The sequence below is a fragment of the Ruegeria sp. R8_1 genome, from assembly GCF_017743815.1.
Taxonomy (GTDB): Bacteria; Pseudomonadota; Alphaproteobacteria; order Rhodobacterales; family Rhodobacteraceae; genus Ruegeria; species Ruegeria lacuscaerulensis_A.
Genome location: NZ_JAGHRL010000006.1, coordinates 55,657 through 74,482, shown reverse-complemented (window position 1 = coordinate 74,482; position 18,826 = coordinate 55,657). Strand labels below are relative to the sequence as shown.

Annotated in this window: 17 protein-coding genes and 1 tRNA gene; 13 read left to right on the top strand and 5 right to left on the bottom strand. The window is 55.4% G+C overall.

What is annotated here, in order from left to right; all coding sequences use genetic code 11:
• The first annotated feature begins 28 nt into the window (after window positions 1–28).
• From pyrH to J7380_RS14335, 9 genes are all read left to right on the top strand, one after another.
• Window positions 29–772 (top strand): UMP kinase, encoded by a 744-nt coding sequence (gene pyrH / locus J7380_RS14375; protein WP_170353007.1) that lies wholly within the window; start codon window positions 29–31, stop codon window positions 770–772.
• A 209-nt stretch (window positions 773–981) separates the two neighbouring features.
• Complete coding sequence (locus J7380_RS14370; protein ID WP_209196476.1) at window positions 982–2,208, top strand: aminotransferase class V-fold PLP-dependent enzyme; 1,227 nt, start codon at window positions 982–984, stop codon at window positions 2,206–2,208.
• Window positions 2,209–2,255: 47 nt separating this feature from the next.
• On the top strand, window positions 2,256–3,680 hold the full coding sequence (locus J7380_RS14365) for a deoxyribodipyrimidine photo-lyase (RefSeq protein WP_209196475.1): 1,425 nt from the start codon (window positions 2,256–2,258) through the stop codon (window positions 3,678–3,680).
• 69 nt (window positions 3,681–3,749) lie between these two features.
• Window positions 3,750–4,958 (top strand): cyclopropane-fatty-acyl-phospholipid synthase family protein, encoded by a 1,209-nt coding sequence (locus J7380_RS14360; RefSeq protein WP_209196474.1) that lies wholly within the window; start codon window positions 3,750–3,752, stop codon window positions 4,956–4,958.
• Between the two features lie 16 nt (window positions 4,959–4,974).
• On the top strand, window positions 4,975–5,415 hold the full coding sequence (locus tag J7380_RS14355) for a TrgA family protein (protein ID WP_170353015.1): 441 nt from the start codon (window positions 4,975–4,977) through the stop codon (window positions 5,413–5,415).
• Window positions 5,416–5,443: 28 nt separating this feature from the next.
• Window positions 5,444–6,559 carry an NUDIX domain-containing protein gene (locus J7380_RS14350; protein ID WP_209196473.1) on the top strand — a complete coding sequence of 372 codons (1,116 nt, stop codon included), beginning with the start codon at window positions 5,444–5,446 and terminating at the stop codon, window positions 6,557–6,559.
• A 69-nt stretch (window positions 6,560–6,628) separates the two neighbouring features.
• Window positions 6,629–7,663 carry a cysteine synthase A gene (locus J7380_RS14345; RefSeq protein WP_209196472.1) on the top strand — a complete coding sequence of 345 codons (1,035 nt, stop codon included), beginning with the start codon at window positions 6,629–6,631 and terminating at the stop codon, window positions 7,661–7,663.
• The gene (locus J7380_RS14340; RefSeq protein WP_209196471.1) at window positions 7,663–10,089 is read left to right on the top strand and encodes a DUF3772 domain-containing protein; all 2,427 of its coding nucleotides are present in this window, start codon (window positions 7,663–7,665) and stop codon (window positions 10,087–10,089) included. The genes J7380_RS14345 and J7380_RS14340 overlap by 1 nt, the downstream gene beginning before the upstream one ends.
• A 90-nt stretch (window positions 10,090–10,179) precedes the next feature.
• Window positions 10,180–10,269: transfer RNA gene (locus J7380_RS14335), tRNA-Ser, on the top strand.
• 41 nt (window positions 10,270–10,310) lie between these two features.
• Here J7380_RS14335 and J7380_RS14330 read toward each other — a convergent pair.
• From J7380_RS14330 to J7380_RS14310, 5 genes are read right to left on the bottom strand one after another with little or no spacing between them, the layout of a single operon-like run.
• The gene (locus J7380_RS14330) at window positions 10,311–10,997 is read right to left on the bottom strand and encodes an ABC transporter ATP-binding protein (RefSeq protein WP_209196470.1); all 687 of its coding nucleotides are present in this window, start codon (window positions 10,995–10,997) and stop codon (window positions 10,311–10,313) included.
• Window positions 10,994–11,743 carry an ABC transporter ATP-binding protein gene (locus J7380_RS14325; RefSeq protein ID WP_209196469.1) on the bottom strand — a complete coding sequence of 250 codons (750 nt, stop codon included), beginning with the start codon at window positions 11,741–11,743 and terminating at the stop codon, window positions 10,994–10,996. Before J7380_RS14325 ends, J7380_RS14330 begins: the two co-directional genes overlap by 4 nt.
• The gene (locus J7380_RS14320; RefSeq protein WP_209196468.1) at window positions 11,736–12,722 is read right to left on the bottom strand and encodes a branched-chain amino acid ABC transporter permease; all 987 of its coding nucleotides are present in this window, start codon (window positions 12,720–12,722) and stop codon (window positions 11,736–11,738) included. Before J7380_RS14320 ends, J7380_RS14325 begins: the two co-directional genes overlap by 8 nt.
• Window positions 12,719–13,639 (bottom strand): branched-chain amino acid ABC transporter permease, encoded by a 921-nt coding sequence (locus J7380_RS14315; protein ID WP_170750877.1) that lies wholly within the window; start codon window positions 13,637–13,639, stop codon window positions 12,719–12,721. Before J7380_RS14315 ends, J7380_RS14320 begins: the two co-directional genes overlap by 4 nt.
• A 54-nt stretch (window positions 13,640–13,693) precedes the next feature.
• Window positions 13,694–14,824, bottom strand: a complete 1,131-nt coding sequence (locus tag J7380_RS14310) for an ABC transporter substrate-binding protein (RefSeq protein ID WP_209196467.1) — start codon at window positions 14,822–14,824, stop codon at window positions 13,694–13,696.
• 400 nt (window positions 14,825–15,224) lie between these two features.
• Between J7380_RS14310 and J7380_RS14305 the strand changes: the two genes are divergently transcribed.
• From J7380_RS14305 to J7380_RS14290, 4 genes are read left to right on the top strand one after another with little or no spacing between them, the layout of a single operon-like run.
• A complete protein-coding gene (locus J7380_RS14305) occupies window positions 15,225–16,184 on the top strand; it encodes a glycosyltransferase family 2 protein (protein ID WP_209196466.1) in 960 nt (319 codons plus the stop codon).
• Entirely contained in the window at window positions 16,181–16,567 is a 387-nt protein-coding gene (locus tag J7380_RS14300) for a GtrA family protein (protein WP_209196465.1), read from the top strand. The genes J7380_RS14305 and J7380_RS14300 overlap by 4 nt, the downstream gene beginning before the upstream one ends.
• Before the next feature lie 9 nt (window positions 16,568–16,576).
• Window positions 16,577–17,323, top strand: coding sequence for a methyltransferase domain-containing protein (locus J7380_RS14295; RefSeq protein ID WP_209196464.1), 747 nt, complete (start codon window positions 16,577–16,579; stop codon window positions 17,321–17,323).
• On the top strand, window positions 17,323–18,732 hold the full coding sequence (locus J7380_RS14290; protein WP_209196463.1) for a hypothetical protein: 1,410 nt from the start codon (window positions 17,323–17,325) through the stop codon (window positions 18,730–18,732). Before J7380_RS14295 ends, J7380_RS14290 begins: the two co-directional genes overlap by 1 nt.
• The last annotated feature ends 94 nt before the right edge of the window (window positions 18,733–18,826 follow it).

The window sequence follows — 18,826 nt, the reverse complement described above, 5'->3', positions numbered from 1 at the left end:
TAAAACCCGTGCCAGCCCGGAGCGCAACATGAGCCTTTCCCCCGAAACCGACACCCCGAAAACCAAATACAGTCGCGTGATGCTGAAAATTTCAGGCGAGGCGCTTATGGGCGATCAGGGCTTTGGCCTGCACCCGCCGACGGTTCAGCGCATCGCACAAGAGGTGAAATCCGTGCACGATCTGGGGGTCGAAATCTGCATGGTCATCGGCGGAGGTAATATTTTCCGTGGTCTGAGCGGTTCGGCGCAGGGGATGGAACGGACGACCGCTGATTATATGGGGATGCTGGCAACGGTTATGAACGCGCTTGGGATGCAGTCAGCACTTGAGGAAGTTGGGGTTTTCACGCGTGTGATTTCAGCCATTCGCATGGATGAGGTTTGTGAGCCCTATATTCGCCGCCGCGCTGTACGCCACCTTGAAAAAAAGCGTGTGTGCATCTTTGCTGCCGGAACGGGTAACCCTTATTTCACGACAGATACCGCCGCCACGCTACGCGCGAATGAAATGGCCTGCGAGGCGATATTCATGGGCAAGAACGGTGTGGACGGGGTGTATGACAAGGACCCCAAGGAACACGCGGATGCAGTGCGCTATGACACGGTCAGTTATGATGATGTTCTGGCAAAGCGTCTGCGGGTCATGGATGCCTCGGCTATTGCGCTGGCGCGCGACAATAACCTGCCGCTGATCGTGTTCGGTCTGGATGAACCGGGCGGGTTCCGCGGTATTCTTGCCGGTGAAGGAACCTATACCAAAGTTCAAGGATAAGCCTCGTCCCCAAAGGCCGGGCATTCTGTATTCAAGTGCTTGACGTGGACGCGAAGGCTGGGCAATTTGTCCCGGTCTTTGCGACTGCAGGGGCTGCCATCGCGAACGCGAAGGCTTGGCTGGAAGACCCGCCATGATTTCCGAGGGACCCGGAATCATGCACCGGTGTCCTCATGGATTGACGTGCATGATCTAAGGAGCCTCGTGCCATGAGCACTCTCGATATCGATTTCGTTCGGTCGCAGTTTCCGGCCTTTGCCGAACCCAGCCTTCAAGGACAAGCGTTTTTTGAGAATGCAGGCGGATCCTATACCTGCAAACCAGTCCTGGATCGCCTGTTTCGTTTCTATACCCAGCGCAAAGTACAACCCTACGGCCCCTACGAAGCAAGTCGGCTGGCGGGCGAGGAAATGGACGAAGCCCGTGTCCGTATGGCAGCGATTCTGGGAGTCGATACTGACGAGTTGAGCTTTGGTCCCTCCACGACTCAAAACACCTATGTATTGGCGCAGGCGTTCCGGCGCTGGATGCAACCCGGAGAGGCGATCATTGTTACCAATCAGGATCACGAGGCCAACTCAGGTCCCTGGCGCCGCCTTGCTGAGGAGGGTATCGAGGTCCGGGAATGGCAGATCGACCCCGAGACCGGATCGCTGAACCCGCATGATCTGGAAAACCTGTTAGATGAAAAGGTGCGTCTGGTCTGTTTTCCGCATTGTTCGAATGTGATCGGAGAGATCAATCCGGTGACCGAGATCACTGCGATCGCCCATGCCGCTGGCGCATTCGTGTGTGTGGATGGTGTCTCTTATGCGCCGCATGGGTTCCCCAATGTCGGAGATATGGGGCCGGATATCTATCTGTTCTCGGCCTACAAAACCTATGGCCCTCATCAGGGGTGCATGGTCATGCGACGGTCGCTGGGTGAGTTGCTGCCGAACCAGGCGCATTATTTCAATGCGGACAGTTTGTACAAAAGGTTTACGCCTGCCGGCCCGGATCACGCCCAGATCGCGGCCTGTGCGGGAATGGCAGATTACGTCGACCTTCTGTGCGATCACCATGGCGGCCCTCAAAGGGGAGCGACCGAACGGGGTGCGTTTGTGCACAACTTGATGCGAGGGCAAGAGGTTGCAATGCTGCAACCTGTTTTGGACGCCGTGAAGGATCGCAATTCGGTCCGGTTGATCGGGACCTCTGACGCGGCCCGTCGTGCGCCAACCGTAGCTTTGGCTTTGGAACAAAATGCCGAAGATGTGGCAAGCAATCTGGTCAAGCACGGGATCATGGCCGGGGGCGGAGATTTCTACGCAGTTCGCCCACTTGAAGCGATGGGTGTCGATCTGACCCGAGGTGTGCTGCGTGTCAGTTTCACTCATTACACGTCTGAGAGCGAAATCAACCAGTTATTGGAAAGTCTTGACACCGTTTTGTGATCCGGTTTTCGCCCTGTTTCGTATAAAAGAAAATACAAAGGGCGATCATGGAAAACGAGCAGTCACCGATCATCATTTGGTACCGGCGGGACTTGCGCCTGTCGGATCACCCAGCTTTGAACGCAGCAGTTCAAAGCGGTCGTTCCGTCATTCCCGTTTACATACTCGACAATCTTGCTCAGACGCTGGGTGCTGCGCCTAAATGGCGACTGTCGCTAGGGCTGGAAGCGCTGCAGCAGCGTTTGACGCAAGTTGGCAGTCGGTTGATCCTGCGGCAGGGAAATGCCATCGAGGTTTTGCAACAGCTTGTCCGCGAAACCGGAGCATCTGCAGTGTACTGGACCCGCGCTTATGATCCGGACTCCATTGAGCGGGACAGCAGAATTAAGACAACGCTGAAGGACCAAGGGGTCGAAGCAAAGTCGTTTTCCGGCCATCTGCTGTTCGAACCCTGGACAGTAGCGACGAAGAGCGGACAACCTTTCCGCGTGTTCACGCCGATGTGGAGAGCTGTTCAACACAGGGACGTTGACGCACCGGTGCCAACTCCAAACCGCCTGATTGCACCGCCAGCTTGGCCAAAGTCGGATGACATTGGGAGTTGGGCCATGGGGGCGGCAATGAACCGAGGCGCCGGAGTGGTCGCGCAGCATGTGCGCGCAGGTGAAGAGGCCGCCTTTGACGTTCTCGAAGCGTTTATTGGTCGTGTTTCTGACTATTCCAACGATAGAGACCGGTTGGATCATAACGGAACATCGGCCTTGGCCGAATATCTCTCACTGGGTGAGATCAGCCCACGCTCGATCTGGCATCGTGTCAGGATGTCTGAGATGAATGGCGTGTCGGGTGCAGATGCGTATCTGCGCCAACTTGTGTGGCGCGAATTCGCGTATCACTTGATGTTTCACACTCCACATCTGCTTGGCGACAACTGGAAACCCGAGTGGGACGCATTTCCGTGGCGTTTCGATGAAGACAACCCAAAGGTAATTGCCTGGAAAACAGCAAGAACGGGTATTCCCGTCGTAGATGCCGGCTTGCGCGAGATGTACGTAACCGGGCGGATGCACAACCGGGCACGGATGATCGTCGCAAGCTATCTGACCAAGCATCTGATGACTCACTGGAAAGTCGGCCTGAGGTGGTTCGAGGAGTGTTTGGTGGACTGGGATCCCGCATCGAATGCGATGGGATGGCAGTGGGTGGCAGGCTCGGGGCCTGACGCGTCGCCGTTCTTTCGGATTTTTAACCCCGTGACACAACAAGAGAAATTTGACCCATCATCCGCCTATGTGCGCAAGTGGGTGGCCGAGGGCCAGACTGCTCCGCCAGATACCGCCTTGGCGTATTTCGAAGCGATCCCTCGGGCCTGGGGCCTTGAGCCCACGGATAACTACCCGGCCCCTGTCGTTTCATTGTCCGAAGGACGAGCACAGGCACTGGCCGCCTATGAGCACCGGAAAACCCAGTAAGGAACTGAAAACTTGCCAGAAACACAAACTCGGCCTAGCCTGAAACAACAACCGCACAGGGGAGAGCGGATGATCCTGACCACCACAGACGGACAGAAAGACCTGCCACGCTATTTCGGGCAGGTTGTTAAAATGCTGAACAAGATGGAATACGGCCGCCTGGATATCGCGCTGCCGGATGGCCGTGTTTTCCGAGCCGAAGGTACAAAGCCCGGGCCAATTGCGCGGGTCGATATTCACAACCCGGACGTCTTTGCCCGGCTGATCCGAGAGGGCGAATTGGGGTTCTCGGACGCCTATTTGGAAGGCGACTGGAGCACGCCGGATTTACGGTCTTTCATGGATTTGGTCCATTTGGGAACCGAGACCGTTTACGACGATTTCACCGGTAAGTTTCTGGTTCAAGCCTATGAGAGGCTTCGCTTTTGGTTGAACGGAAACAGTCGTAAGCAAGCCAAAAAGAATATCTCTTATCACTACGATTTGGGCAATGAATTCTATGCCGTGTGGCTGGATGATACGATGACCTATTCCAGCGCGCTGTTTGAGACTGGGCAGGAAAGTCTTGAGAAAGCGCAAACCGCCAAATACGCCAGTATGGTTGATGAGATGGGGGCAAGGCCCGGTGATCACATCCTTGAAATCGGCTGTGGTTGGGGGGGATTTGCTGAATATGCAGCAAAAGAGCGTGGCCTACGGGTCACAGGCCTGACGATCAGCGAAGAGCAGTTGAAGTATGCCCGGCAACGCATTGATAAAGCGGGATTGTCCGATATGGTTGAGTTCAAGTTGCAGGACTACCGTGATGAGCGTGGCCAGTATGATGGTATCGCATCAATTGAGATGTTTGAGGCGGTTGGTCAAAAATACTGGCCAGTCTATTTCGAAGTTGTGCGCGAACGTTTGAAGCCGGGTGCTCAGGCGACTTTACAAATTATCACCGTGGCAGATCATCGTTGGGAGGTTTACCGCAATGGTGTTGATTTCATTCAGAAATACATCTTTCCCGGCGGTATGCTGCCTGCACCTTCGGTGCTAAAAGAGCAGGTCGCTCAGGCAGGTTTGAAAGTGGTGACATCCAAGGAATTCGGCAAAAGCTACGATCTGACTCTGCGCCGCTGGTATGACACGTTCAATGACAAATGGGACGTCATTTCTGAGATGGGCTTTGATGAGCGTTTTCGCCGCATGTGGAATTATTATTTGACTGCCTGCGGCGCAGCCTTTGACACCGGCAATTGCGATGTGACACAGATTACTGTAGCAAAACCAACGTAATGAACGGACCCACCTGATGCCCACTGCTGCGCGACTTGTAGCCTCCATTTGTCTTTTGGTGGTGGCCTTTTTAGTTTCGAGCATGATCATCGCTAATGGGGAAGATGGTAAGGACTACGGTATTTTTACCTACGTGAACATGATCATTGCGGTTGCGTGCGGCTGGAAAATCATGGGCAAACGAGCTGGCAAAGGGTGGACGTCCGGACTGAACAACGGTTTGACCGGGGTAGTCTCACTGGTTTTCTGGGGTCTGTTTGTTCAAGGGTGCAACGAAATGTTCCGATTGGCTATGCGCCATCGGTATGACGGACCATTTGAGGCACTGTTGGCCATTTTCCAGATTGGGATTGAATTTGGTCAGCAGTTGTTAGCACCAGAAATCCTGTGGACGCTCGGGATCGGTGCTGTGATCGCGGGTCTCGCCACGGAAGAGGCCAGTCGCCGCTGGCGGTGAGGGCTACTGGCACTACGAGGGTAATTTTGTGTCCGCACTATTTTTCTATGGAACGCTTCGCCATCTGCCATTGTTGGAGACCGTTCTGGATCGATCGCTCTCCGACTTGCAGATAAGAGACGCAGTTCTGCCAGACCACGCGGTCTATGATGTTCGGGACGAGCATTTTCCGATGATCTGTCCGGAAACAGGCCATAATGCCCCGGGGTTGGTGGTTGAAGGGCTCGGGCCAGAAGACCTGAAGCGGTTAAAGTTTTATGAGGCCGGTTTCGATTATGAGATGGAGCCTCACACTTTGAACCTCACTGATGGGTCTCGCATTTTGGCAAGCGTGTTCTACCCGCAGCCGGACTTGTGGACCTCTGACGGTCCCTGGTCCTTGCAGGATTGGGTGGACGACTGGGCGGAAATGTCGGTGTCAGCGGCGCAAGAGGTGATGGGCTACTATGGTAAGGTCGACGCGGACCAGATTTCCCGCAGCTTTCCGGCCATCCGTACGCGCGCTTGGGCAAGGCTCGCCGCGCGCAAGCGGCACACTGGCGATCCGCGCGATGTGCGCAAAGACGTGGTCGTGCAACAACACGCGCGAGAGTATGTCGACTACTTCGGGATGGAAAGGATCGAGCTGCAGCATCGGCTGTATGATGGCTCGATGGGGCCGGTCGTACATCGTAGCGGGCTGATGCAGGGCAGTGCGGTTGTCGTTCTGCCCTACGATCCGATCCGCGATGCCGTCCTTTTGGTCGAACAATTCCGGGCACCGGTCTTCATGGCCGAAGATCCCGAGCCTTGGATGTGGGAACCCGTCGCTGGAATGATTGACCCCGGCGAAACGCCGAAACAGGCGGCTCGGCGCGAGACGCTTGAAGAGGCTCATGTAAACCTGTTGGTGCTGGAAAGCGCGGGATCAGCCTATTCGTCAAGCGGATCATCCACCGAATACCTTCATCTCTATGTCGGGCTGGCTGACCTTAATCAGACAGTCAACAATGGTGGCCTTGCTTCCGAGGGCGAGGACATTCGCACACAAATCCTGCCGTTTGTGGACTTCATGGACAGAGTTGACGCCCATGGGTTCAAAGATTTGCCGTTGCTGGCGCTGGCCCATTGGCTCGCGCGACATCGGAACCGTCTGCGCTCGTGATGATCGCTGCTTGTGGTTGGCGCGCGGCAACTGTAAATCTGCCTTGATCCGTAATGAAATGAGGGCGCCATGCGCATTGCGAAAGACCTTGCCGACGCAGTCGGAAAAACCCCGCTGATCCGATTGAAGCGCATTAGCGAGGAAACCGGATGCGAAATCCTTGGAAAGGCCGAGTTTATGAACCCCGGCCAATCGGTCAAGGACCGCGCGGCGCTCTATATCATCAAAGACGCCATCGCGCGGGGCGAGTTGAAACCCGGTGGTACGATCGTTGAAGGAACTGCGGGCAACACAGGTATCGGTCTGGCTTTGGTCGGAGCTTCGATGGGCTTCAAGACCGTGATCGTGATCCCGGAAACTCAGTCCGAAGAGAAAAAGGACATGCTGCGCCTTGCCGGTGCGCAATTGGTGCAGGTGCCAGCCGCGCCTTATCGCAACCCTAACAACTTTGTCCATTACTCGCGCCGTCTGGCCGAGGAGCTGGCGCAGACTGAACCCAATGGCGCGATCTGGGCAAACCAGTTCGACAATGTGGCCAACCGTCAGGCGCATGTGGAAACCACCGGGCCTGAGATCTGGGAACAGACCGTCGGCAAAGTCGATGGCTTTGTCTGCGCCGTGGGGTCCGGCGGAACGCTGGCCGGTGTGGCCGATGCTTTGCAGCCCAAGGGCGTAAAGATCGGTCTGGTCGATCCGATGGGGGCGGGGCTTTATTCCTATTACACCACTGGCGAAATCGCGATGGAGGGCAGCTCGATCGCCGAAGGCATCGGGCAGGTGCGCATCACCAAGAACCTCGAAGGGTTCAAGCCCGATTACGCCTATCAGATGACCGACAATGAGGCGCTGCCTCTCATCTTCGACCTGCTGCGCGAAGAGGGGTTGGTCATGGGCGGTTCGACCGCGATCAACATGGCGGGTGCCGTGCGTTTGGCCAAAGACCTTGGGCCGGGCCATACTATCGTGACAATCCTGTGCGACTATGGAACGCGCTATCAGTCCAAGCTGTTCAACCCGGAATTCCTGCGTGAAAAAGAACTGCCGGTGCCCGATTGGATGACCGAAGCTCCGCGCAGCATACCCGGCGTGTTCGAGGACGTGTGATGCTGCGACAGGTCCGCCTGCTCCTAGCGCTTGTCTCAATTTGTCTGGCGGTTCTCTGCGGCCCTGCGGCTGCTCAGCTTTCCGACCGACAGAGCGAGTACTATCAGGGCTGGGTGAAAACGGCGGACCGAGCAGAAGTAGTGATCGAGGCCGACCGGGCCTCGAATGCTTCGCTTGAAAACTTACGTTCGGAAATTCATGCCTATCGCGATGATTTCAATCGCGCGCGTGGTGCAAATACCGACCGCATACAGACGCTTGACGCTCAGATCGAGGCGCTTGGGCCGAAGCCCGAGGGGGATGCGAGCGAACCCAAAGACATTGCCGCCCTGCGCGCGCATCTTGAAGAGCAACTGAATGCGCTTCAGGTTCCTAGGATTATCTCGGAAGAAGCGTTCAGCCGCGCCAACGGTTTGATCGCAGAAATCGATCAGCTTCTGCGTAACCGCCAGACCAAAGAGCTGTTAGAGCGCGGTCCGTCTCCGATTAACCCAATCTATTGGGGGCCAGCATGGACAGATGTTACCGAAGCAGCCCGCGGCCTGTTCAATGAAGCCCGAAGGAATCTGCAAACCGATGTTGCCCACGAGAAGTTGCGCAATCAGGGCTTGGGTATTTTTTTACTGGTGGTTCTCGCCGGGGTACTGTTGTTCTACGGCAAGCATTGGTCCGAGCTTGCAGGGAACTACTTGCGTAAGCTGGGCGGCCGGGGCAGCGGTGTTTGGACGTTCCTAACGTCACTGCTGCGTATTCTTTTACCCTGGCTTGGGGTCTGGTTGATCGTCAAGGCGATCGTAATGACCGGGGTGCCGGGCTTGCGTGGCACTTTGCTGTTGGAAAACATCCCGTATTGGGCTGCGATTATCCTCTATTTTGATTGGATTGGCCGACAGGTTTATGTCCTGCAAGAGGCGCAGGGTTTTAAGCGTCTGACCGCGAAGCGGGTGGCCGAACTGCGGGTCTATCTCGATATGCTTGCAGTCCTTTTGATCCTGCACGAATTGGTGAATCTGTTCGAGCAGATCGAGAACATCTCGGACGCGACGCGCGCGGTTGTCGGTTTCCCTGTGACAATAATTACGGCACTGGTTCTTTTGCGGGTGCGTCAGGTGCGCAGCACCGAGGTCGTCGTGGACTCGGATGAGCCCGGCGCGACCCGAGGCGCGGGTTTGGCGCAGTTGATAGAATTCCTGCGTCGAGCCCTGTTTCTGCTGGGTATTGCCAGCCCGGTGCTGGCAGTGGTCGGTTATACCAACGCCGCCGAGGCGATCGTTTATCCTGCTGTCAAATCCCTTGTTCTCATTGCGGCTCTGGTCATCGTTCAGCGGTTCCTGACTGCTGTTTACGGGTGGGTCACGCGACAGGGCGACGCGGCCAAGGATTCCCTGTTTTCCGTCTTGATCGGCTTTGCGATGGCCATTTTCGCCATCCCTGTTCTGGCAATCTACTGGGGCGCGCGCCAGACGGATTTACTTGAGGTTTGGTCGCGTATCCTGCTGGGATTCGATGTCGGTGGCGTGACAGTTTCACCGAAGAATTTCTTTACCTTCCTGATCGTCTTCTTGATGGGGTATGGCCTGACACGGATGCTTCAAGGGGGGCTGCGCAGCTCACTGCTGCCAAAAACCAAGATCGATCCCGGCGGCCAAAACGCGATTGTCGCGGGGACAGGCTATGTCGGCATATTCCTTGCCGCCCTTTGCGCCATCATGGTTGCCGGATTCGACCTTTCTTCGTTGGCCATTGTGGCCGGTGCGCTGTCGGTCGGAATTGGTTTCGGCCTGCAGACCATCGTGTCTAACTTTGTTTCAGGCATCATCCTTCTGGTCGAGCGACCGATCTCGAAGGGCGATTGGATCGACGTCAACGGGATGATGGGCTATGTGCGCGATATTTCGGTCAGGTCGACGCGGATCGAGACCTTCGACCGATCCGATGTGATCGTCCCCAACTCGGATTTGATTAGCGGTGTGGTGACCAACTACACCCGCGGCAACACGATCGGGCGGGTGATTGTTCCTGTCGGCGTCGCCTACGGAACCGATACTCGCAAGGTCGAGAAAATCCTGGGCGAAATTGCAAATGCGAACCCGATGGTTCTTGCCAACCCTGCTCCCAGTGTTGTGTTTCAGGGCTTCGGCGCGGATTCTCTGGATTTTGAAATCCGTGCTATTCTGAGGGATGTTAATTGGATGCTGTCTGTAAAGTCAGACATGAACCATGAGATCAACCGTCGCTTTGTTGAAGAGGGCATCGAGATCCCGTTCGCGCAGCGTGACGTGTGGTTGCGCAACCCTGAAACTCTACGCAACACCGGTCCAGAGGTGAAGGTTGCCCCCAACTCCGAAGAGGGCTCCGCAGGCAAACCTGCGCCGATTAAAATGACCGAAGCCGATATGTCGGATAGCGACGGGGACGAGATTTGATCGGTTTTCCGGTCCCGCTCAGGAAGGTTGAATTTTCACCCTATTGGGGCCTTGCAAATCTGCAAGCGATAGTCCAAATATCGCCCGCACGGAGAGGTGGCCGAGTGGTCGAAGGCGCACGCCTGGAAAGTGTGTAGGCGGGAAACCGTCTCCAGGGTTCGAATCCCTGTCTCTCCGCCACATACCTTAAAAGTTGATTGGCGATGCTTGGTCTAACGAGTTTAGACACCTATGTGCTTTTCGCTCACCTCGGACGTCAAGTCGGACATGGCGCCACTCCAGACTGTGCGCCCGCTTGCCAGGATGGTTGCAGTGTCTGATACAGTGGCCAGTTCTTTCAAGGACTTGTCGATCAAAAGGATTGCGACGCTGGTGTTCTGCTTTAACTGCCGCATTGCAGCCCAGATTTCCTGTCGGATGATGGGTGCGAGACCCTCGGTTGCCTCATCCAGAACAAGAAGACGCGGGTTCGTCATCAATGCACGTCCGATGGCCAGCATTTGCTGTTCACCGCCAGACAATGAGGCGGCTCGCTGGTTTCCACGTTCATCCAGCCTTGGGAACAGACTTGCGACCTTGCGCAGATCCCACTCCCCGGGGCGGGCTGCAGCGATTAGGTTTTCGTGCACGGTTAAGTCCATGAAACACCTGCGCCCTTCGGGAACCAGACCTACACCGCTCCGCGCAACCTTGTGACTGGGCAGGCCCTGCAGGTTCTTGCCATCTAAGGTGATCGTGCCTGAGGAACGGATCATCTGACAGATCGCCTTGACGGTGGTTGTCTTGCCCATGCCATTCCGCCCCAGCAATGCGGTAACTTCGCCCTCAGCCACGCGCAGATCGACACCGAAAAGCGCTTGGCTTGGACCATAGGCTGCCTGAAGGTTCTCGACCGTGAGAAAACTCATACTTCTTCTCCCAGGTAGGCCTCTCGGACATCCGCGCTTTGGCGGATGTCGTCTGCTGATCCCGTGGCGATCACCGCGCCATAGACCATCACGCTGATGCGGTCTGCCAAAGCAAAAACGGCATCCATATCGTGTTCGACCAGCAGGATCGGGGCTTCGGCACGAAGACCGTCGAGTAGAGCAGTCAGGTTCCGGGACCCCTCTGCTCCGAGACCGGCCATGGGTTCATCCATAACAAACGCGCGGGGTGAAAGCGTAAGCGCAACGGCGACTTCCAACTGTCGTCGCTGCCCGTGGCTGAGGCTGGAGCACTGTGTGTCGCGAAAATCCGCAAGGCCGACACGATCCAGTGCACCTTCCGCACGGGACCGTAAAGTTTTTGACTTCTGAGCGGCCCCCCAGAACCGCCATGAGGCCCCTTCGATTGCCAGACAGCCTAAAATCGCGTTTTCTAAAACAGTGTCTTCCATGCATAAGTCGGAAATCTGGAACGTCCTACCCAAGCCAGCGCGTGCGCGAACGTGGGGGGGCAGGGCCGAAACATCCCGATCATCCAACAAAACGCGACCGGAATCGGGGTGGACTTCACCGCATATCTGTTTGATCAGCGTGGACTTGCCGGCTCCGTTCGGGCCAATGATCGCATGGATTTCCCCTGGGTTGAGGTCGATCGACACATCGTGTGTCGCAGTCAACGCGCCGAACCGTTTGCTAATTGCATCAGTGGCAAGGATGGGCTTAGACATGCGCACCCTCTTTCCCAGTGAGTAGGCCGATCAGTCCACCACGCCCGAACAGGACAATGCACAATAGGACGACTCCAAGGTAAACATGCCAATAATCGGTCAATGCTCCTAAAAAATGCTCGAGTGCTACAAAGACACAAGCCCCGATGACCGGCCCCATCAGCCGTCCAACGCCACCGATCACGATCAATACGATAAGCTCTCCGGACAATTGCCAGCTAAACATTGTGGGCGACACAAACCGGTTGAGGTCAGCGAAGAGCGCGCCCGCCAATCCAGTTATTGCGCCTGAAAGAACAAAGGCCAGCAAACGAATTCGCGTAGGGTTCAGACCGACTGCCTGAACACGTGATCTGGTTTGGCGGGTGGCGTTCAGTGCCAAACCGAAGGGCGAAGCCTGAAGGCGGGCAAACAGGAACAACACGATGCACAGAAGAGTGAAACAGATGCCGAAGAACTGAATTGGCACCAGCGTGTTTAAGCCGGGAAAACCGTTGCGCACATAAATGGACAGTCCGTCCTCGCCGCCGTACTGCGCCCATGAGATGGCAAAGTAGAAAAACATCTGGCCAAATGCGAGGGTGATCATGATGAAATAAACCCCGGTTGTGCGCAGTGACAGTATGCCGATGAAAAACGCGGCCAGCGCCGAGATGACCATAGCCGACAGCCAGATCACCGGCATCGACGTTGTCCCATCAGTGCTGAACAGACCAAGGTTTAAGGTTGAATACGTCTGCGCATGATAGGCAAGAATACCCATGGTATAGCCGCCAAGGCCAAAGAACGCAGCGTGGCCCAGGCTGACCATTCCGCCCAGACCCAATGCAAGGTTCAATCCGACGGCTGCCAGTGCAAGGACGACCGCTCGGGTGGCCAATGTGATCGTGAAAGGTTCGTCCATCGCCAATGCCCAAATGGGTAATAGAAACAGGCCAGTCAGAACGACGCCATTGATGTATCTTTCCGTAACTCTCATGCGCGGGCTCCGAACAAGCCGGTAGGGCGCCAGATCAGAACAAGCCCCATCAGTATGTAAATCCCCATCGAGGCAATGGCTGACCCGCTTTTTTGCGCTGCACCGGGCTCCATGAACAAGCCAAGGAATTCTGGAAGGAAAACGCCGCCCAACGTGTCGGTCAAACCAACCAGCAACGCACCAATGAACGCCCCTCGGATCGACCCGATACCGCCGATTACGATAACCACAAAGGCAAGGATCAGAACGGGTTCACCCATGCCTACCTGCACCGATTGGATTGCTCCAACCAAAGCGCCGGCCAGCCCGGCCAGAGCTGCTCCTAGGGCAAAAACGAGGGTGTAGAGTTTTGAGATATCAACGCCAAGCACCGCGATCATCTCTCGGTCGTTTTCACCGGCCCTGATCTGAATGCCTATGCGTGTACGTTCGATGAACAGCCATAATCCGCCCGCGATTGCCACTCCGATGACAATCAGGCTTAGACGGTAAAGGGGGTATTCGATGCCGCCGGGCAGGGTGACAGGCCCCGAAAGAGCTTGCGGGATATTTAAAAACAAGGGGAAAGACCCGAAAAACCAGCGGGTTCCCTCCGAAAAAATAAGTATCAGGGCAAAGGTAGCCAGAACCTGATCCAGATGAGGTGCATCGTATAGCCTTCGTATGACAACAATTTCAATTATCGCTCCGGCAAGCGCAGCTGAGGCGAGCGCCGCGACTAGACCCAGAAAGAACGATCCCGTGGCACCGGCCACAGCGGCTGCTGCGAAAGCCCCGACCATGTAAAGCGAGCCGTGGGCAAGATTGATCAGCCCCATGACGCCAAAGATAAGTGTCAGGCCCGCAGCCATCAGAAATAACATGACGCCAAATTGCAGACCATTGAGGATCTGCTCGACAATCAGGATCGAGGACATGGGAACTCCGGTGGTCTGCCTGCCGTCTGGTTGACGGCGGGCAGCAGTCGTTTCTTACATTTTGCACTCGGCGGCGTAGGCGTCCGAATGAGCTTCAAGCGCGGTGCCGATGATCTTGTTGGTAAAAACATCACCTTCCTTGATCACTTCACGCGCATAGATCGTTTGTACCGGGTGGTGGTTCGGACCAAATGCAAAATCCCCGCGCGTGCTGTCGAACTCAGCGGCTCGCAGGGCTTCGCGGAAAGCACTTGCGTCTGACGGATCGGCTTTTTCCAATGCGGATAAAAGCAGGTTCGCGGTGTCGAAACCCTGGCTGGCGTAAAGCGACGGCAGGCGGCCGTATTCGGCCTTGAAGCTATCGACAAAAGCCTTGTTGGTCGGATTGTCGATATCCTTGTTCCATTGCGAGGTGTTCACAACACCCAAGGCTGCATCACCCACTGCCTGCAAGATACCCTGATCAAAGCTAAAGGCCGGGCCGACGACAGGCAGATCGATTCCGCTGTCGGCATATTGCTTGAGAAAAGAAATCCCCATGCCGCCGGGCAGAAAGAAAAATACACTGTCTGCGTCACTCGCGCGGATTTGGGCGAGCTCGGCGGCATAGTCCGTTTGACCAAGCTGGGTGTAAATCTCTCCGGCCAGGTCGCCATCGAAGAAACGTTTGTACCCGGTCAGTGCATCCGTACCCGCCGGGTAATTCGGAGCCAGAATGAAAGACTTCTTGTAGCCAGCATCATTTGCGTATGCTCCGGCCGCTTCGTGCAGGTTATCATTCTGCCATGCCACGTTGAAATAATTCTGATGGCATCCTTTTCCCGCCAAGGCCGAAGGGCCTGCGTTGGGGGATAAATAGAACACGTTCTGGTTAACCGCTGCTGGAACGACGGCCATGGCAAGGTTCGACCAAATAATGCCTGTCATGACGTCGACGCGTTCTGATTGAATCATCTTGTCTGACAGTTGCACCGCAATGTCGGGCTTGCGCTGGTCGTCCTCGATCACGACTTCGATGTCGTCACGTCCTGACTGTTCAATCGCCAGAAGGAACCCGTCGCGCACGTCAAGACCCAGGCCGGCTCCGCCGCCCGAAAGGGTAGTGATCATCCCGACCTTGACCTCAGCGAATGCTGATGTGGCTAGCAGCGATGCAGCTGATGCAGCCAACAATAGCTTTTTCATTTTTCTCTCCCTCGTTGGTTAGCCACAGTTGATACTAAAAACGCGGGTCATGACCAGCCGAAGGTTTGATTTTCGTTGGAAAAACTGTGCAGACCTGCAATCAAGTTGCGGTTTTGGATCATCAGACAACGCTTTGTCTTAAGATGGGCTCATTGCTGCCACATCGTACAGGCAAGAACGGCGCGAATATTTTGCGTGCAGTCCGTCTGCACGGGTGATTGAATGTGTCGCATTGGTAACTACGGTCTGAAAACTGGAACTTACCGATTAGCGGCGCCCGGGTGTTAAGATATCAAGGGTTCCGACCCAATACGAAGAAGCTAAACCAAAGCGACGTGTTCCAACAGAAGCGAAATATTCGCCACAAAATCGAGCAGGACAGATCGCGTTCGGAGGTTAAATGTTACTGTCTGTAGTCGTTCCATGTATGAACGAAGAGGACTCATTGCCAGCTCTGGTAGAGCGCTTGATCGCAGCAACAGACGCATGGTCCGGCGACACCGAGATCCTGTTGGTCGACGATGGTTCGACCGACGACACCTGGGATGGGATCTGTTTACAAAGCCAGAAGCATCCGCGAGTGCGTGGTCTGAAACTGTCCACGAACAGGGGGCATCAGGTGGCTTTGACAGCCGGGTTGATGGCCGCGACGGGTGAGCGCATCTTTATGTTGGATGCGGACCTGCAGGATCCGCCCGAATTGCTATCTGACATGATGGCGATGATGGATCGCGGATACGATGTGGTGTACGGCCGCCGCAGCGAGCGCAAAGGAGAAAGCTGGTTCAAAAAGCTGACCGCTCATGGGTTCTATCGCATTCTCAACCGGTTGTCGGATGTCCCGATCCCGAATGACACAGGTGATTTCCGACTGGTCAGCCGCCGTGTGTTGGACGCGGTGCTGGATATGCCAGAACGTGCACGTTTCATACGCGGGATGTTCGCCTGGGCTGGGTTCCGGCAGATTGGTATCGAATATGTGCGTGACCCACGGGTCGCTGGCGAGACCAAATACCCCATGTCCAAAATGATCCGCCTGGCCTTTGATGCGTTGTCCAGTTTTTCTATCAAACCGCTACAGATCGCCACGCGCCTTGCGTTCTTAACCCTGATCGTTGCGGCGTTGATGCTGGTTTATGTGTTCTGGTCGCTGATCCTTTACAGCACCGTCGCTGGTTGGGCCTCGACCGTTCTGGTGATCAGCTTCTTCTCGGGTATCCAGTTGCTGACATTAGGTATTATAGGCGAATACCTCGGACGGCTCTACATCGAAGCCAAAGGGCGCCCCTTGTTCTTCATCGACGAACAAGTCGGCGGCGTGGTTGAGAACACGCCGGAAACCATGAGCAAACAAGCATGAGCGAACGCCGCCGGATAGTCCGCTTTGCGGTCGTGGGAACGGGTGTGGCCGTTTACTATATCCTGGCCTATCTGGGGTTGCTCAGGTTGTTCGGATCGTCTTGGGTTGCAAACTTTCTGGCGTTTGGGTCGGCCATCCTTATCCAGTATGTCGGCCAAACCAGCTGGACCTTTGAAAAGAAGCTGGCCGTTCCAGCTCAGTTTGGTCGATTTTTGTGCATGATTGGCATCGGATTGATCGTGTCTTCGGTTCTGACATCGGTTCTTGGCCCCAGACTGAACATGTCCGAGCTTGCAACGGCTGGGGTGGTGGTTGTCGTTCTACCTGTCATCAATTTCGTGATCCTGCGGCTGTGGGTCTATCGCGAAGAGAATTCAATTTAGAGAGTTGAGATGTCACATATCTATTCCAACGAGTTCTTCGACTATATCGACCGCGGCGCAAGGCAGTCGGCTGTTCGGTTGATTAAGTGCCTGCGCGCCTGGGTTAAACCAGAAAGCGTTGTGGATTTCGGATGTGGACGAGGTGTATGGTTGTCCGAATGGGCAGCTGCCGGTTGCCCGGATGTTGCCGGGGTCGATGGTGACTATGTTGACCGGGATCGGTTGGCTATCGCGCCCGAGTCTTTTTTTGCTGAAGACCTGAGCAAACCCGTTGACTTGGGTCGGAAGTTTGGTTTGGCGCAATCGCTTGAAGTCGGAGAGCACCTTCCCAATGCGGCGTCCGCCAGCCTTGTGCAAAGCCTGACAACCCACAGCGATCTCGTACTTTTTTCGGCGGCAGTGCCCGGGCAAGGAGGAGAGTTCCACGTCAACGAGCAGCCTTTGGCATTCTGGCAGGGCCTGTTTGCCGAGCGTGGTTACACTGCCTATGACTGCTTGCGCCCCGTTCTGTTCAAAGACAGCTCGATTGAGCCTTGGTATCGCTACAACAGCGTTCTTTATGCCAGTGACGCAGGAGCCGAAACTCTGCCGACCGAGGTGTTGAGCACTAAAGTCGCGGCAGGTGCTCTGAAAGAGGTCGGCAGCTTCGGATGGAACCTGCGCAAGATTATCGTTCGCCAATTGCCGCAAAAAACCGTTACCTCGATCGCGCAGGCTCGCGCCTCGGTCATCGCCCGCGCTCACCGGAGTAAATGATGAGTACACAGTCTTTGGGAGGCGATGTCATCCGGTTTTCGTTGCTGGGACTGGCGGCGCTTGTTCTGGTTTACGCGCCCTTACTGTTCGATCCGCTGGTTCGGCATGATGACTTCCCGGCTTTGCTGGGAACCAAAGAAATGGCGTATAGAAAAGCGCTGGATGAAGGGCGCTGGTTGAATTACTGGTGGCAGTTTCGCCCTTATCTTTGGCCTGCGCCCGTCAGTTTTGCACTTTACCTTATCGCCTGTGCCATTTTTGCGGCATCGACAGCCTTGATCGTTTTTGGCCGGGATGCTCCGGGTTGGTACCGCGGCTACTTTACCTTGTTCGTGGTGCTATCGATCCCGACATTTTTGATCAGCTTTTGGTTCAACACGTTGTTGCCTGGGGCATGGGTTATTGCGTTTTTTGCGCTTGCGGTGGTGTTTTTGCCCCATCGCATCGCGCTGGCCCTGATGTTGATCGCAGTGCCACTGTCCTTCATGGCCTATACGACCTATCCGTTTCTGTTGCTGACGCTGCTGTTATTGTCGCACAAAGCGCCACAGACTTACAAAAGCATGGTCACCACGTTGTTTGTCTTCTTTGTCAGTCTCGTGCTGGCGGTCGTGTCGGTTTACTCGCTCAATTATCTCTACCACGGCGTTTTCGGTATCCCCATAGCCGAGTGGCGGGCCCCGACAGAAGCCAAAACGCTGGATGACCTGATAGTAAACCTGGGCAAGCTGAAACGGTTTCTAATGATGACCGTCCGCCAATTCGGGGGTGGGACTGCAGGAACCGGAGCTGTGCTGTTGCTGTTTTTCGGTGGGGCATGGGTTTGCTTGTTTCGTTGGCAACGGTTCACTGCCATAGCCGTTTTGGCCGCAGCGCTGGCCGGTCTTGCACCTTTGTTCGCCAAGTCACTGATGTCCGGCGTGTTGGTGCCTGTGCGTGCCTATGGCTGGATTTGGATCCTCATCGGATTTACCTTTACCACGGCAACCTTGCACATGGCCAAAACACCAGGCAGGTGGGCGAGTGTCGCGCGGATTACAATAATGTACGTGCTGTTGATCAAGTTGATCCTATTTGGACGCGCGACTTACTTTCAAATTCCGGAATGGCAAAAAACCACCCGCGATTTGGCGGCGTCCATTCCTGAAGGCACGAGCGCGATCCATATTTATGGTGAATTTCTTGGTTTGAACGGCGCGCGTTCGGCTGGAATCCAGTTTTCGCGTGGGCTGCAGCTGCGCCTGGCTTATCTAACCGGGGCCGAGGTTTTCATCTGTCATAAACAACCTGAAGATTGCAAAAAGGAAATGCCTCCTTTCGACCCTATGGATTGGACACATGTTCCGGTAGTTGAAAGCCGCGGTGATGTCACTTTCATTCTGTTGCCTCCGCCTCCGGTCGGGCCGTAACGGGACGATATGAACTAACTACGCCCTGTCTTTCCCGACGGGGCGTTTTTCATTTGGTTTGGGCAAAAGTCATTTGTAACAATTCTAAGAAGGT

What these genes read in the sequence shown, in the direction of transcription:
- J7380_RS14295 (WP_209196464.1), top strand. Translation starts at nt 16,577, where the DNA reads ATGTCACATATCTATTCCAACGAGTTCTTCGACTATATCGACCGCGGC.
- J7380_RS14365 (WP_209196475.1), top strand. Translation starts at nt 2,256, where the DNA reads ATGGAAAACGAGCAGTCACCGATCATCATTTGGTACCGGCGGGACTTG.
- J7380_RS14340 (WP_209196471.1), top strand. Translation starts at nt 7,663, where the DNA reads ATGCTGCGACAGGTCCGCCTGCTCCTAGCGCTTGTCTCAATTTGTCTG.
- J7380_RS14300 (WP_209196465.1), top strand. Translation starts at nt 16,181, where the DNA reads ATGAGCGAACGCCGCCGGATAGTCCGCTTTGCGGTCGTGGGAACGGGT.
- J7380_RS14370 (WP_209196476.1), top strand. Translation starts at nt 982, where the DNA reads ATGAGCACTCTCGATATCGATTTCGTTCGGTCGCAGTTTCCGGCCTTT.
- J7380_RS14290 (WP_209196463.1), top strand. Translation starts at nt 17,323, where the DNA reads ATGAGTACACAGTCTTTGGGAGGCGATGTCATCCGGTTTTCGTTGCTG.
- J7380_RS14330 (WP_209196470.1), bottom strand. Translation starts at nt 10,997, where the DNA reads ATGAGTTTTCTCACGGTCGAGAACCTTCAGGCAGCCTATGGTCCAAGC.
- J7380_RS14320 (WP_209196468.1), bottom strand. Translation starts at nt 12,722, where the DNA reads ATGAGAGTTACGGAAAGATACATCAATGGCGTCGTTCTGACTGGCCTG.
- J7380_RS14360 (WP_209196474.1), top strand. Translation starts at nt 3,750, where the DNA reads ATGATCCTGACCACCACAGACGGACAGAAAGACCTGCCACGCTATTTC.
- J7380_RS14345 (WP_209196472.1), top strand. Translation starts at nt 6,629, where the DNA reads ATGCGCATTGCGAAAGACCTTGCCGACGCAGTCGGAAAAACCCCGCTG.
- pyrH (WP_170353007.1), top strand. Translation starts at nt 29, where the DNA reads ATGAGCCTTTCCCCCGAAACCGACACCCCGAAAACCAAATACAGTCGC.
- J7380_RS14315 (WP_170750877.1), bottom strand. Translation starts at nt 13,639, where the DNA reads ATGTCCTCGATCCTGATTGTCGAGCAGATCCTCAATGGTCTGCAATTT.
- J7380_RS14305 (WP_209196466.1), top strand. Translation starts at nt 15,225, where the DNA reads ATGTTACTGTCTGTAGTCGTTCCATGTATGAACGAAGAGGACTCATTG.
- J7380_RS14355 (WP_170353015.1), top strand. Translation starts at nt 4,975, where the DNA reads ATGCCCACTGCTGCGCGACTTGTAGCCTCCATTTGTCTTTTGGTGGTG.
- J7380_RS14325 (WP_209196469.1), bottom strand. Translation starts at nt 11,743, where the DNA reads ATGTCTAAGCCCATCCTTGCCACTGATGCAATTAGCAAACGGTTCGGC.
- J7380_RS14310 (WP_209196467.1), bottom strand. Translation starts at nt 14,824, where the DNA reads ATGAAAAAGCTATTGTTGGCTGCATCAGCTGCATCGCTGCTAGCCACA.